A 14,209-nucleotide genomic window follows, 5' to 3' on the forward strand; every position below is an offset into this window, starting at 1 on the left:
GCCAACACCCACAAGGCACTCACAGCTTATCCACAGGCAGTTCTTTTTTTAGCGCCTTGCAATGCCTCCAACAGCGCACTATCTTGTATCCCCATCGTGCAGCACCCACCAGATGTTGGGTTACCGCAGAAAAACGGACACAAAAAGAACGAATCGCGCAAGCCCTTTTCGCAGGGTTTTCCAGGTGTCCCGGCTAACCGTTTCGCCTTAGCCCAGGCCTGGCCTGGGTTACAGCCGCGCAGCAACGCCAGACGTTGCGTGTGAGCTGGTCAGACTGCGGCCTTATCCGCCAGTCGACCACTATATGTAGTAGGCGGGGTGTGGTAATGCCCCGCTGTGACTTATGCGCCAGGACGGCACTTGAAGTCGTGCCTAACCTGCCCGCTCTTGCGACACCCCGTACCCGGCCCCGCTGCCGCGTGCGGTTCAGTTGTTAATGGAATGAACGGCGGACAGGGCACAGTTTCTAATCGTGACGTCCAACCAAAAATTACAGAACACGGAGATCTCCATGCATACCGACACTACTCGCGAGAACCCGCAGGCCGTGGCGCCGCAGGCCGCTGAATCCTCTCAGGATCTGGCTGCCACCGCGCCCGGCCAACTGCGTGTGATCAAGCGCAACGGCACCGTCGTCCCTTATACCGATGACAAGATCACCGTCGCCATCACCAAGGCCTTCCTTGCAGTAGAAGGCGGCACCGCTGCCGCTTCGTCGCGTATCCATGACACCGTCGCGCGCCTGACCGAGCAGGTCACCGCTACCTTCAAGCGTCGCATGCCCTCCGGCGGCACCATCCACATCGAAGAAATCCAGGACCAGGTCGAACTGGCCCTGATGCGCGCCGGCGAGCAGAAAGTCGCCCGCGATTACGTGATCTACCGCGAAGCCCAGGCCAACAAGCGCAAGGCCAGTGCCGGCAGCGAAATCGCCCAGCCGCACCCGAGCATCCGCATCACCACCGCCGGCGGTGAAATGCAGCCGCTGGACATGGGCCGCCTGCAGACCATCATTCGCGAAGCCTGCGAAGGCCTGGCCGAAGTCGATGGCTCGCTGATCGAGCGCGAAACCCTGAAGAACCTGTACGACGGCGTGGCCGAGAAAGACGTCAACACCGCCCTGGTGATGACCGCCCGTACCCTGGTCGAGCGTGAACCGAACTACAGCTACGTCACCGCCCGCCTGCTGATGGACAACATCCGCGCCGAGGCCCTGAGCTTCCTCAACATCTCCGCCAGCGCCACTCACCACGAGATGGCCGACCTGTACGCCAAGGCCCTGCCGGCCTACGTGGAAAAAGGCGCCGAGTACGAACTGCTCGACCCGAAACTCAAAGAGTACGACCTGGAGAAACTGGGCAAGGCGCTGAACCACGAGCGTGACCAGCAGTTCACCTACCTGGGCCTGCAGACCCTGTACGACCGTTACTTCATCCACAAGGACGGCATCCGTTTCGAACTGCCGCAGGTGTTCTTCATGCGCGTGGCCATGGGCCTGGCCATCGAAGAGCCGAAGAACCGCGAAGACCGCGCCATCGAGTTTTACAACCTGCTGTCCTCGTTCGACTACATGGCGTCGACCCCGACCCTGTTCAACGCCGGCACCCTGCGTCCGCAGCTGTCCTCGTGCTACCTGACCACCGTGCCGGACGACCTGTCGGGCATCTACGGCGCCATCCACGACAACGCCATGCTGTCGAAATTCGCCGGCGGCCTGGGCAACGACTGGACGCCGGTGCGCGCGCTGGGCTCCTACATCAAGGGCACCAACGGAAAATCCCAGGGCGTCGTGCCCTTCCTCAAAGTGGTCAACGACACCGCCGTGGCGGTCAACCAGGGCGGCAAGCGCAAGGGCGCGGTCTGCGCCTACCTGGAAACCTGGCACATGGACATCGAGGAATTCCTCGAGCTGCGCAAGAACACCGGTGACGACCGTCGTCGTACCCACGACATGAATACCGCCAACTGGATTCCGGACCTGTTCATGAAGCGCGTCTTCGAAGACGGCAAGTGGACCCTGTTCAGCCCGTCCGAAGTACCGGATCTGCACGACCTGACCGGCAAGGCCTTCGAAGAGCGCTACGAGTACTACGAAGCCCTGATCGAGTACGGCAAGATCAAGCTGTACAAGACCATCCAGGCCAAAGACCTGTGGCGCAAGATGCTCTCCATGCTGTTCGAGACCGGCCACCCGTGGCTGACCTTCAAGGACCCGTGCAACCTGCGCAGCCCGCAGCAGCACGTCGGCGTGGTTCACAGCTCCAACCTGTGCACCGAGATCACCCTGAACACCAACAAGGACGAGATCGCGGTCTGCAACCTGGGCTCGGTCAACATGGTCAACCACATCGTCGACGGCAAGCTGGACATCGAGAAACTCGGCCGCACCGTGAAGACCGCTGTGCGCATGCTCGATAACGTCATCGACATCAACTACTACAGCGTCGACCAGGCACGTAACTCCAACTTCAAGCACCGTCCGGTCGGCCTCGGCCTGATGGGCTTCCAGGACGCCCTGTACCTGCAGCACATCGCCTACGGCTCCGACGCTGCCGTCGAGTTCGCCGACAAGTCGATGGAAGCCATCAGCTACTACGCCATCCAGGCCTCCTGTGACCTGGCCGAAGAGCGTGGCAGCTACAGCACCTTCGAAGGTTCGCTGTGGAGCAAAGGCATCCTGCCGCTGGATTCGCAGCAGATCCTGATCGAAGCCCGTGGCCAGAAGTACATCGACGTCGACCTGTCCGAGTCGCTGGACTGGGCGCCGATCCGCGAGCGCGTGAAGAAAGGTATTCGTAACTCGAACATCATGGCCATCGCGCCGACCGCGACCATCTCCAACATCATTGGCGTGTCGCAGTCCATCGAGCCGACTTACCAGAACCTGTACGTAAAATCGAACCTCTCCGGCGAATTCACCGTGATCAACCCCTACCTGGTGCGCGACCTGAAAAACCGCGGCCTGTGGGACAGCGTCATGGTCAACGACCTGAAGTACTACGACGGCTCCGTGCAGCAGATCGAGCGCATCCCGCAGGATCTGAAAGACCTGTACGCCACCGCGTTCGAAGTGGAAACCAAGTGGATCGTCGACGCTGCCAGCCGTCGCCAGAAGTGGATCGACCAGGCTCAGTCGCTGAACCTGTACATCGCCGGCGCCTCGGGCAAGAAGCTGGACGTGACCTACCGCATGGCCTGGTACCGTGGTCTGAAAACCACCTACTACCTCCGTGCCCTGGCCGCTACCAGCACCGAGAAGTCCACCATCAACACCGGCAAGCTCAACGCAGTTTCCGCTGGTGGTGACGAAGGCTTCTCGGCCAAGGCCCAGGCTCCTGCCCAGCAGGCCGCCCCGGCCCCAGCGCCCGTACCAAAGGCCTGCGCCATCGACGAACCCGACTGCGAGGCTTGTCAGTAAGGCTGGCGCGTGGATCTGAGCGGCGCCCGCGTCGTTGCCCGGTAGGCCGGCCCCCATCACGTACTGAAGTACGCTCAGGAGCTCCGACCTACCAGGCGCCTAGCGCTCACTCGCTCAGCTACACGCTCGAAGGTTGGATGAAAAACTAGAGCAACACAGTGATCGAACCAGGGAGAGGGAAGGCTTTTCGTAGGAGCGGCTTCAGCCGCGAAGCTCGCGGATAAATCCACTCCTACAGAGCCCTCCTCCCCACCAAATTCCCGCCCCTCCTCCTCCGGGTCGAGGGGCAACGGTCAGCCAGCAATCCACCGCCTGCTGACCAGCGGTACCCGTTTACCCTTGCGCGCATCACGCAACGGAACATAATTCAAATTATCTGTATATCCATACAGGCCGGTTTATTCGCCGGCCCTCACGCAGGAGCCAAGCCATGCTGAGCTGGGATGAATTCGACAAGGAAGACGGCGCAGAAGCAGCCGCCGCAAGCAACGCCAACGCACAGAGCGCCGGCACCAACTTCGACAAGCTCGACAGCGAAGCTGCCGGCTCGGTCGAGCAGGCCCGCGCCGTCGACGCCAACGACTCCGACGCCGTGGCCCGCGCCAAGAAAGCCCTGAACGACCTCGACATCCAGGAAGGCCTGGACGACCTCGAAGGCGCCTCCGCGCGCGTACAGGTCGGCGACAAGCAGATGATCAACGCCCGCGCCGACCTCAACCAGCTCGTCCCCTTCAAGTACGACTGGGCCTGGCAGAAGTATCTGGATGGTTGCGCCAACCACTGGATGCCGCAGGAAGTGAACATGAACGCCGACATCGCGCTGTGGAAATCCACAGACGGTCTCAGCGAAGACGAGCGCCGCATCGTCATGCGCAACCTCGGCTTCTTCTCCACCGCCGACAGCCTGGTGGCCAACAACCTGGTACTGGCCGTGTATCGCCTGATCACCAACCCCGAGTGCCGCCAGTACATCCTGCGCCAGGCCTTCGAGGAAGCGATCCACACCCACGCCTACCAGTACTGCATCGAGTCGCTGGGCATGGATGAAGGCGAGATCTTCAACATGTACCACGAGATCCCGAGCGTCGCGAAGAAGGCCTCCTGGGGCCTCAAGTACACCCGCTCGATCTCCGACCCGCAGTTCCAGACCGGCACCCCGGAAACCGACCGCCAATTCCTGCGCAACCTGATCGCCTACTACTGCGTACTGGAAGGCATCTTCTTCTACTGCGGCTTCACCCAGATCCTCTCCATGGGCCGCCGCAACAAGATGACCGGCACCGCCGAGCAGTTCCAGTACATCCTGCGTGACGAGTCCATGCACCTGAACTTCGGCATCGACGTGATCAACCAGATCAAGATCGAGAACCCACACCTGTGGGACGCCCAGATGAAGGACGAAGCGACCCAGATGATCCTGCAGGGCACTCAGCTGGAGATCGAATACGCGCGTGACACCATGCCGCGCGGCGTACTGGGCATGAACGCCGCGATGATGGAGGACTACCTCAAATTCATCGCCAACCGCCGCCTGACCCAGATCGGCCTGAAGGAAGAGTACCCAGGTACTACCAACCCCTTCCCATGGATGAGCGAGATCATGGACCTGAAGAAGGAGAAGAACTTCTTCGAGACCCGAGTGATCGAGTATCAGACTGGTGGGGCGTTGAGCTGGGATTGATGGCAGTTTGAAATTACGATAGATTCACTCCACACCTGCCATGGATGTTGGGGTTGATACTTAGAAAAGCCCCGCCTAGTGCGGGGCTTCTTATTTCAAGTAACCATGAAAAAAATAACCATAAAACAACGCAACGGCATAGTAGCCTTATGCATTGAACATAGACAGGGCGGCTCACATAGAGCTCCACCTACTAAGTTTAATAGAAAAAAGCCCCCTCTTGACTGGCAAAAAACTAAAGCATGGTTTGAGAAAAAAAAGCTGAAGGCCTCAATTTCTCAATAAAAAACAAAAGGGAAATAATCCTCTCACTACCCAATACCATGAACTTCTCAGATGAATATGAGAAAACCGCACTACATCTCACCGCAATAAGATTGCTTACCGACAAGACAAACAAAAGCAAAAAACGCTACAAACTACGCCACGTAAATTTTGACGAGTTAAAAAAAATATCAAGCTCAGCCGCGCTCGTTCTTACCGCAGAGCTTTCTAAATGGAACGACTCCATAAGAAACAATCTCACTCCATACACAGACAATTGGGACAAGGATATTCTCCACCAGCTTCATGACTTGGGTTTTTTCCACTTATTTAAAAAAACCAAACTCCCAATCAACAATACAGAAACAACAAAAAATATAAACCTAGTTAAATATATAAAAGGATCCTGCGGAGACTCAAAGAAAACAGCCACTTTAAAAAGCGAACTACAGAGACTAGTAGGCGACAAAATTTCAAAATGGGCATTTCTACATAGCGGACTAACAGAAGCCATCACAAATGTATCTCACCATGCCTACCCACAAAATAGAAATTTCGTAGAAAAGGAAAAAAACTGGTATCTGACAGGTTCTTATAACAAAGAAGCAAATGAGCTTAAAATAAGCTTTTATGATCAAGGAATTGGCATACCAAAATCTCTACCAGAATCTGAGGTATGGGAAAAGATCTTGAGCATGACAGCGATTGTAGGCATAGGAAAAGGGATGCTTGATGAGACTCTTCTTAGCGCAGCAATGGAAATGGATCGAACCAGCACAGGAGAAAACGACAGAGGAAAAGGCCTTCAAGATTTGCTAGAGTTCATCAGGCAGAGGAAAGAAGGATATCTAACGGTGATCAGCAGGCATGGCCTATACAGATTACTTATCAGGGAAGGAAAGGAGATAGTTAAAAAGCATAGCTTCCGCACTCCTTTGAAAGGAACCTTAATCATATGGAATGTGTCTCTTACAGACTCTGGTTGACGACTAAATAAAATGGCAACTTTAAATATAGGAAAAGAATTCTCAACATATCCCGAGGGTCGTTACTATTCGGATGAAGGTGATAGTGGCGAGGAATTTCGAGAAGAGCACCTCCTTCCAAAACTAAAAAATCTTCTCAACAATGAAAAGCTGCTAATAATTTTAGATGACGGCGTCGAAGGTTATGGTTCATCTTTCCTGACAGAAGGCTTTGCCGGTGTGGTTAAATATGGGCACATGAAATCTGATGAGCTGTTGTCAAAAATTGAAATATCCTACTCAGATCCCGACTTTGAATTCTTCAAAGACCGGGCAATTCAATATATAAAAGAAGCCGTATTTAACTCAAAAATTTATACACCAACCCAGAAGCAGAAAAACAAATAAATGGCAAATGAAGAAACCAGCCTAACGGCGATGACGCTAGAGATAATTTCTGCCGGCGGCTTTGGTGCATTTGCAGCCTTTTGCTTTAACAAATTACACTGGTGGCAAACTGAAAAAGAAAGAAAAAACGAGTTAACCATCTCAACTCTGTATAATAACCTTATAGAAATAGAGCGAACCGCCATAAAATACTGGCTTTCTTCAGATAGTTCTCGCTCACCTGAAAATCTACAAATGGAGCTTCTTATAAAGTCACTACTGACAACTCAAAGGAAGCTTCTAGCAAAATTAACAAACAGATCAAAAAACATTCAAAGCATCAAAAAACTAGAAGATCTTCATAAAAGAATTTACGAGACTGCGACTGGTGGTGATTTCGAAACCAGGACTCGAAAAGCGAGTCCCAGCAAATCAAATACGATATCTAGACTAACCGCCGACATGCAGCTTTCCCTGATAGACTTAATTACGTCATAAGGTAATCGGGGGCAGACCACGATTCATTGACTCCCTCCATCACCAGTTTCGCCCTTACGGCGAGTCACTTGACTCGCTTCGCTCGCCCTTCGGGCCAGCCTGCGGCTGTTACTCCGCTACGCTCCGTTTCTCTTTACTCGCGCAGAAAGTAACCAAAGAGAAAGCGCGCCCGGCATCCGGGTTTCGCTGCGCGAAACTCCCCTCGCTCCGGCGCTGCTCCGAGGGGCGTCACGGAGGGCCATCCCTACCTAGGCGGCCCCGGCCATCGTTCCTCGTTTGGCATCCATGCCAAACGCCCCTCTCCACAGCACCTCCACTCGGCCTCCTGACGGGATTCAGAGACCGAGTCGCCTGGTCTGACGGTGTAGGTAGATCAAAAGAAAAAGCAGAGCCAAGGAAACCCTGAAAAAGTCGTCATTCCCGCGAAGGCGGGAATCCAGAACCTGCGAGCGTCCTGGGCTCCCGCCTTCGCGGGAGTGACGATAAATGACATTTCAGAACATCCCGAAAGCATCGTGGCGCTACCGCGATGCTCTAGCTCTTTAGTGTTGGAGCACCAACCTCGCAGACGACGCCAAACGCCCCGTCAGGAGGCCGAGTGGAATCGTTGTGTAAGGGGTTGAGCGGCATGGATGCCGCGATAGCCGCGATGGGCCAGGGATGGCCCTTCGCGGCGGGCCCCTGGAACGACGATGGAGCGAGGGGAACCCGACGAAGTCGGGCCGGATGGCAGGGGCAAAGACCTTTTGCTTACTTTTGGGGCGTCTGCCAAAAGTGAGCCGCTGTAAGAGCGGAACCGGTATCGGCAACAACGTAGAAGCGGCGGGTTCACGCCGAAGGGATGTGAGCCGGCTCACCATCGCAATGGTGGATAAAAAAAGCGTCATCCACCCTACTGGGTTTTGCCTTTCTTCTTGGCAATCGCCTTCATCCGCGCCGCAGCCTTATGCACGCAGGCCATCTTCTCGGGCCGTTTCATGCCGCGCCATTTGCGGATTTCCTCGCGCGTGCGTCCGCAACTGACGCACAGCTCGCTGTTGAGTTGGCACAGCGACACGCAGGGGTTCTCAATATCCTTGGCCACGCTTGCCCCTTGCCGGTCGTTCGACCGAGAACGCCACGTGGTCGGCGATGCTGGAAACGCTGATACCCACCTCATCGAAAGCAGCCAATGTCAGCGCCCGCATTCTCGCCTTGTCGGCACAGGCAAGTGCACGCGCCTTGTTCGCCTCGCTATCGAACACCCAGGTCACCACAAGGCTCTGCGGAAACTGCTCGTAGTCCACGTCATGGGTCAGCCACTGGAAGCCGACGATTTCGCTTTTCGCCGCTTCACAGGCAAGGGTCAGGGTGCGAATCAGCTCGCGCTCGATGCCTGAGTATTTTCGTTTCAGCGATGGCACAAGGTTCTTCCGGTCTGGGGCGGTGCGCCGCCATGTTACCCGAGACGCGCTAGGCGAGGATGCTGTACTGGCGTTCCCACGCAGAGCGTAGGAGCGATCAAAAGCGCCCAATCATCAATGCAGATACCCGACCGCCAGCCCTTTGAAAATCCTCCCTGCACTTTACAATCTGCCGCCAAACAAACCGTCGGCGTAATGCACACCGCTCCCCCATCATCGATTCATACAGGCCCTTCAGAACATGGCGTTCGACGCCCCGACCATGCTGACTCTCACCGTCGCCCTCGCCGTGGCCGCTGCGCTGTACCTGGCGGTGGAGTGGCGCAACGTGCGGGAGTCGCCCTTGCTGTTCTGGAGTGCGGGCTTCGCGACCATCGCCATCGGCTCGACCCTGGCCCTGCTGCGTGGCAGCGGTCTGATCCTGATCGGCATCTGGTTCGCCAATGGCCTGCTGATAACGGCCCACTGGTTGTTCCTGCTGGGCGTGGCGCGCTTCACCGAGGCGCGCTTCTCGAGAGCCTGGTACCTGATCTTCGTCGCCTGGCTGGCGATGCTGCTCCTGCCAGAGGGGCCGCTGTGGTCCAGGGTCATGCTGTTCACCAACTCGATGCTGGTCGCCCTGGTTACCCTCAAGGCCAGCGCCCTGCTGCGCCCTCATGGCAAGTCATTGAGCGTGGGCGCCGTTCAGTTGCGCTATGTGTTGCTGATGCACGGCCTGTTCTATGCGGCCAAGGCAATGACCGCCGTGATTCCCGGCACGCTGATAGACCTCAGCGCCTTTCGCGGTTTGATCATTCAGATTTCGTTGGTGGAAGGCGCCATGGCGCTGATGCTGATCGCCCTGTCGATGACCGGCACCGTGCGCTGGCGCCGCGAGAAACGCATCGAACGCCTGGCTGCTCGCGATCCGCTGACCGCGCTGTACAACCGCCGCGCGCTGGAGGCGAGAGCCGGCAACCTGCTGAAGGAAACCTCGCCCACGCGCCCTGGCGCGCTGCTGTTGATCGACATCGACAACTTCAAGCAGGTCAACGATCTCCACGGCCACCTTGCGGGGGACCGGCTGCTGATCGCCCTTGGCGAGATGCTGCGCGCGTTGCTGCCGGAGCGGGCGCTTACGGCCCGCCTGGGCGGCGACGAGTTCGTCATTCTGATGGGCGATGCATCGAATGATCGCGTCGTGGCATTGGGCGATGCACTGCGACAACGCTTCAACCACATGGCAGCGCAAGCCTTTACCACGCCGCAGGCCGTCACCCTGAGCATTGGCGCCACGCTGTTCGACCGACCACCGGCCAGCCTGGCGGCACTGATCGAGCAAGGCGACACCGCGCTTTATCAGTCCAAGCGCGGCGGCCGCAACAGCACGCGAGTGGATGACCGCACAGGTGGCGAGTCGAGACCGGCCGAATAGAGACAAAGCGCACGGTGGCGCCGACCCGCCAGCAATCCTTATCGAGGTCGAACGCTGGAGTTTGCGACGCGGAGCGTCACGCCATGCAACCCCTCGCAGAGCGTGGGAACGACCCTGTAAGCCTGAGGCGGATCATGAGCGCAGCCCGCGGGTTACAATCCACAGCCCACGCATTTTCCAGCGGACTCCATATACCGATGTTCACCCTTTCCCACCTCAGCAGCCCGCCGCCCGAGTCATTGAAGAGCCAAGTGCAGCAGATGGTGGTGGACTACTTCGCCGATGTCAGCGCGGTACCGCTGCTGCCGAGCAATCCGCTGTATCAGCTGTACCAGTACGTGATCGGCTATGAGCTGCATCTGCACCTGCAGACCATGAACGGCGACGCCGAAGGCCCCGTGCAGTTGCTACTGGCGCTGGACGATGAAGACCCGGCCCGTGTGCTGGGGTTTGCCCTGTATCTGCCGAGCCCGGACGATGCTGCCGCCTGCACCCTCGCCTATCTGGCGGTGCACAGCGAGCATCGCGCTCAGGGCATCGGCCGGGCGCTGCTGCAACGCGTGCTGGAGCGACGCCCGCATCTGGAGCTGGCCTGCGTGGCAGGCAAGGTGCCGCTGTTCGAGGCCCTAGGCTTGCAGGTGCTGGCCGCTCAGGGTGCGCTGGTGGTGATGAACAGCCGCGACTACCGCTCCACCGGCATGGTAGCGGTCGCCGACTTGGCGCCGGTGTTTGCCTCCACCGAGGTCAGGCAGATTCACGCCTACCTGCTCAAGCAGCACGGCCAGCGCGCCATGCAACAGGCGGAAAAACAGCGTGACGCGCATCTCGACACGCTCGCCCTTCTGGCTCAGCAACTGGTCGACGAGCGCTTGCCCTCGCGCGCGTTGCATTGAGGCGATGCCCCACGCTAGCCGTGGGGTTTCACGAAACGCCGATTGCAATCACCTGTGGAGGTCAGCCGACACCACGCATGCACACGCGCAGTTGGCGGACGTTGAACGCCCGCCAACGCTGATAAAGCATTAAGGCAGGGACTCTCACCCGGTCGGCGCAGACCACCAGGCGGCCCATCTAGAGGCGTGGGAGCGACCATCAGCGAACCAACGGGCATCCCCCTGCATCAAGCAATGGCCATGGGTCCCACTCAGTTGGACACCTGCTCGAGGAATATCAGCTGCAATGGCTCGCTGAGCAGTTCATCAGCGGTGGCGGCAAACGCCTGAAAATAGGGCGTCGCAAAATGCGCATCCAGAGCTGCCTGATCCTTGAAGGCTTCACGCATGTAGAAGGTGCCCGGCTCATCACGCATTTCGAACAGCACGTAATCAAGATTGCCCGGCTCGGCCCGCGTGGGTTCTATCAGGCTCAGCAAGCCTTCTTTCAGTTCCTGTTGTTTACCGGGTTTGGCCTTGAGTACAGCAAGGGATACCAATGGTTTGCTCATGGTGTTAACTCGTTCGATGGGTTGGCTTGCGCACCCGGCAAGGGCAGTGAACAGCAGCGCGCACAGCCAAAGACTCGGGTGTTTGATCATGGGTTTCATCGTCATCACTCTTTGTGGAGTGGGGTCATCCTTGTCCATTCAGTCGAAAAGAAACACCGACAGAACGTGCTAATACTTTCTTCGACCTATTGAAAATGAAGCACCCTGAATGGCCACTGGCGATTGCCACCTGAGCACGCCACGACGCACTATCAGCCAAGCCATTCGTTCTCCGCTGCGAACAAGGAAGCTCCATGCGCATCGCCCTCGTCCTTCTGCTGTTTCTGTGCCATTGCGCGCACGCCACCGAGACCGTCAACGACGTCACCGGCATGAACCCCATCGAAGTGGCGCAGGTACTGGCGCCCACCGAACTGGAGCAGATCGTCACGGCCGTTAGCGGGCATGCCGGCCCCATCGCCGTTGGCGGCGGGCGCTACAGCATGGGCGGGCAAACCGCCACCGAGCAGGCCCTGCAACTGGACATGCGCCGGTTCAACCAGGTGCTGGAGTTTTCCGCAGAGCGCCGGGAGATTCGTGTGCAGGCCGGCATCACCTGGCGCGAGATACTGGAGTACATCGACCCACATGGCCTGTCGCCGCAGATCATGCAGTCCTACGCCAACTTCACCGTTGGCGGCGCACTGAGCGTCAACGCTCATGGCCGATACGTCGGCCAGGGGCCGTTGGTGCTCGGCGTTCGTTCGCTACGCCTGGTGCTGGCTAACGGTCAGGTGGTGGATGCCAGCCCGACGCACAACAGCGAGCTCTTCTACGGGGCCATTGGCGGTTACGGCGGGCTCGGCGTCATCGTCGAGGCCACCCTGCCGCTGGTGGAGAACAGCAAGCTGGTGCGTCAGACGCAGCTCATGCCGCTTGGCGACTATGCGCAGTTCTTCGCCAGCCAGGTAGGCGGCAACCCAGACATGGTGATGCATAACGGCATTCTCTACACCGACGACTACGACAGCGTCCGCGCCGTGTCCTACCTGCGTACGGATGCGCCGCTGACCGTCACCGAACGCCTGGTACCGCTGGACCGCGACTACAAGGCCATGCGCGCCGCACTGGCAGTAGCCAGCAGCAATGGCGGCGCAAAGGTGCGTGAAAGCGTCGTCGACCCACTGCTGCTGAAACGACCGCAAGTGCAGTGGCGCAACCATGAGGCCAGCCTGGATGTGCGCGAACTGCAGCCAATTTCCGGCACCGACTACAGCTATGTGCTGCAGGAATATTTCGTGCCCGAAGCCCAGTTGGAGCCTTTTGTCGCGGGCATGAGAGACGTGCTCAAAGCGCACAAGGTCAAGGTCGCCAATATCTCCATCCGCCATGCCAAGGCCGACCCGGGTACGCTGCTGGCCTGGGCCCGTGAAGACACCTTCGCGCTGGTGATCTACTACCGCCAGGGCGTCTCGCCTAGCGAGCGCGCCGCTGTAGGCGACTGGACACGACAGCTGATCGATCTGGCCATCGCCCACCAGGGCAGCTACTACCTGCCGTATCAAATCCACGCCAGCCGGGAACAGTTCCTTGCCGCCTACCCTCGCGCCGAGGAGTTCTTCGCGCTGAAAAAGCGCGTCGACCCGACCAACAAATTCCGCAACAAGCTGTGGGATGCCTATTACCTGCAGCCCAGTGGCCGGATAACCGCCGCTTCAGGCCACTGATTGACAGTCGTCACAGCGAACACAACCCACCCGGCACCGCCATGATCCACTCCCGCACAGCGAGAATGGTCGGATCGTTTCTACGGCTCTCCGGGTACACCAGAAAGAATGGCTTGCCTTCCAGCTCCGGGCCGAAGGGCTGCACCAGTCGCCCCTCTCTCAGCTCATCCTCGATCAGTTGCCGGCTCATCAGCGCCACGCCCTGGGCGCCAACGGCCGCCGAAACGGCGTGGGTTTCGTCGGAGAACACCAACCCAGCACCGACATCCAGCCCCGGCACCTGCGCCTGCTTCTGCCAGACGGCCCAGTCCATCGGCGAAGAGATCGCTGCCTGGTTGCGGAAGTGGATCAGCGTATGCCTGGGCAAGTCGGCGGCATCGTGCAATTCCAGTAGCGGGCTGCAGGCGGGAACGAAGGTGTTGTCGAAGAGTTTTTCCGCCACCAGGCCTGGCCAACGGCCATCGCCATAGCGGATGGCGATATCCGCCGTGACTCCATCGAGCGCCACCGGCTCGTGCGAGGCGTGGATACGCAAGTCGATAGTGGGGTGGGAGTCGCGCAGCATGCATACCCAGGACAGCAGCCAGCGCACGGCCACGGCCGGCGTGGTGCTGAGGGTGATGGCCTGTCGGCTGGGCATTGCACTGAGGCGTTCGACCGCGGCGCCGATGCTGTCGAAGGCGCTTTCCAGCGTTTGCTGCAGTTCACGCCCGGCCATGGTCAGTTCCAGCTGCCGCGGCTTGCGCACGAACAGCGCAACGCCGAGGGCGTCTTCCAGCGCGCGAATCTGGTGACTGATCGCCGTGGCGGTAACGGAAAGCTCTTCCGCGGCCTGCTTGGCGCTTTCGTGGCGTGCGGCCGCCTCGAAGGCGCGCAAGGCGGAGAGCGGAGGAAGTCGGCGCCGGCTCATAGATGAATTCCCCTCATCCATTGCGAAAAATATTGATCGTTTGTCGCCCGACCGGGGCGAACTTAGCCTGAGTCTGCTGCCAATCACAGATGAATTCAAATTCAAGCAGGAGACTCATC

Annotated in this window: 12 protein-coding genes; 8 read left to right on the forward strand and 4 right to left on the reverse strand. The window is 58.4% G+C overall.

Features of this window, described 5'->3' with window-relative positions; genetic code table 11:
* The first annotated feature begins 511 nt into the window (after nucleotides 1-511).
* The 5 genes from CXP40_RS21985 (at nucleotide 512) to CXP40_RS23735 (ending at nucleotide 7,213) form a co-directional block, all read left to right on the forward strand.
* The gene (locus CXP40_RS21985) at nucleotides 512-3,418 is read left to right on the forward strand and encodes a ribonucleoside-diphosphate reductase subunit alpha (protein ID WP_106735454.1); all 2,907 of its coding nucleotides are present in this window, start codon (nucleotides 512-514) and stop codon (nucleotides 3,416-3,418) included.
* A 430-nt stretch (nucleotides 3,419-3,848) separates the two neighbouring features.
* Nucleotides 3,849-5,099: a ribonucleotide-diphosphate reductase subunit beta gene (locus tag CXP40_RS21990; protein WP_106735455.1), complete on the forward strand. Its 1,251-nt coding sequence runs from the start codon at nucleotides 3,849-3,851 to the stop codon at nucleotides 5,097-5,099.
* Between the two features lie 323 nt (nucleotides 5,100-5,422).
* Nucleotides 5,423-6,349, forward strand: coding sequence for a hypothetical protein (locus CXP40_RS23730; RefSeq protein WP_157831705.1), 927 nt, complete (start codon nucleotides 5,423-5,425; stop codon nucleotides 6,347-6,349).
* 12 nt (nucleotides 6,350-6,361) lie between these two features.
* On the forward strand, nucleotides 6,362-6,736 hold the full coding sequence (locus tag CXP40_RS22000; protein WP_106735457.1) for an STAS-like domain-containing protein: 375 nt from the start codon (nucleotides 6,362-6,364) through the stop codon (nucleotides 6,734-6,736).
* Nucleotides 6,737-7,213 carry a hypothetical protein gene (locus CXP40_RS23735; protein WP_157831706.1) on the forward strand — a complete coding sequence of 159 codons (477 nt, stop codon included), beginning with the start codon at nucleotides 6,737-6,739 and terminating at the stop codon, nucleotides 7,211-7,213.
* An 892-nt stretch (nucleotides 7,214-8,105) separates the two neighbouring features.
* Here CXP40_RS23735 and CXP40_RS22005 read toward each other — a convergent pair.
* Both CXP40_RS22005 and CXP40_RS22010 read right to left on the reverse strand, forming a co-directional pair.
* Nucleotides 8,106-8,297, reverse strand: a complete 192-nt coding sequence (locus CXP40_RS22005; protein ID WP_106735458.1) for a DUF1289 domain-containing protein — start codon at nucleotides 8,295-8,297, stop codon at nucleotides 8,106-8,108.
* The gene (locus CXP40_RS22010; RefSeq protein WP_106735459.1) at nucleotides 8,281-8,616 is read right to left on the reverse strand and encodes a hypothetical protein; all 336 of its coding nucleotides are present in this window, start codon (nucleotides 8,614-8,616) and stop codon (nucleotides 8,281-8,283) included. The genes CXP40_RS22005 and CXP40_RS22010 overlap by 17 nt, the downstream gene beginning before the upstream one ends.
* A 241-nt stretch (nucleotides 8,617-8,857) precedes the next feature.
* Here CXP40_RS22010 and CXP40_RS22015 point away from each other — a divergent pair, with 241 nt between their 5' ends.
* The gene (locus CXP40_RS22015) at nucleotides 8,858-10,030 is read left to right on the forward strand and encodes a GGDEF domain-containing protein (protein WP_106735460.1); all 1,173 of its coding nucleotides are present in this window, start codon (nucleotides 8,858-8,860) and stop codon (nucleotides 10,028-10,030) included.
* Nucleotides 10,031-10,227: 197 nt separating this feature from the next.
* Nucleotides 10,228-10,923 (forward strand): GNAT family N-acetyltransferase, encoded by a 696-nt coding sequence (locus CXP40_RS22020; protein ID WP_106735461.1) that lies wholly within the window; start codon nucleotides 10,228-10,230, stop codon nucleotides 10,921-10,923.
* 251 nt (nucleotides 10,924-11,174) lie between these two features.
* Here CXP40_RS22020 and CXP40_RS22025 read toward each other — a convergent pair whose 3' ends face one another.
* The gene (locus CXP40_RS22025) at nucleotides 11,175-11,474 is read right to left on the reverse strand and encodes a putative quinol monooxygenase (RefSeq protein WP_059391271.1); all 300 of its coding nucleotides are present in this window, start codon (nucleotides 11,472-11,474) and stop codon (nucleotides 11,175-11,177) included.
* 293 nt (nucleotides 11,475-11,767) lie between these two features.
* Between CXP40_RS22025 and CXP40_RS22030 the strand changes: the two genes are divergently transcribed.
* A complete protein-coding gene (locus CXP40_RS22030) occupies nucleotides 11,768-13,180 on the forward strand; it encodes an FAD-binding oxidoreductase (protein ID WP_106735462.1) in 1,413 nt (470 codons plus the stop codon).
* A gap of 10 nt (nucleotides 13,181-13,190) precedes the next feature.
* Here the strand turns inward: CXP40_RS22030 and gcvA are convergent, their stop codons facing one another.
* Nucleotides 13,191-14,090 carry a transcriptional regulator GcvA gene (gene gcvA, locus CXP40_RS22035; protein ID WP_106735463.1) on the reverse strand — a complete coding sequence of 300 codons (900 nt, stop codon included), beginning with the start codon at nucleotides 14,088-14,090 and terminating at the stop codon, nucleotides 13,191-13,193.
* Nucleotides 14,091-14,209: the final 119 nt, after the last annotated feature.

Source organism: Pseudomonas sp. YY-1 (genome assembly GCF_002843095.1).
Classification (GTDB): Bacteria; Pseudomonadota; Gammaproteobacteria; order Pseudomonadales; family Pseudomonadaceae; genus Aquipseudomonas; species Aquipseudomonas sediminis_A.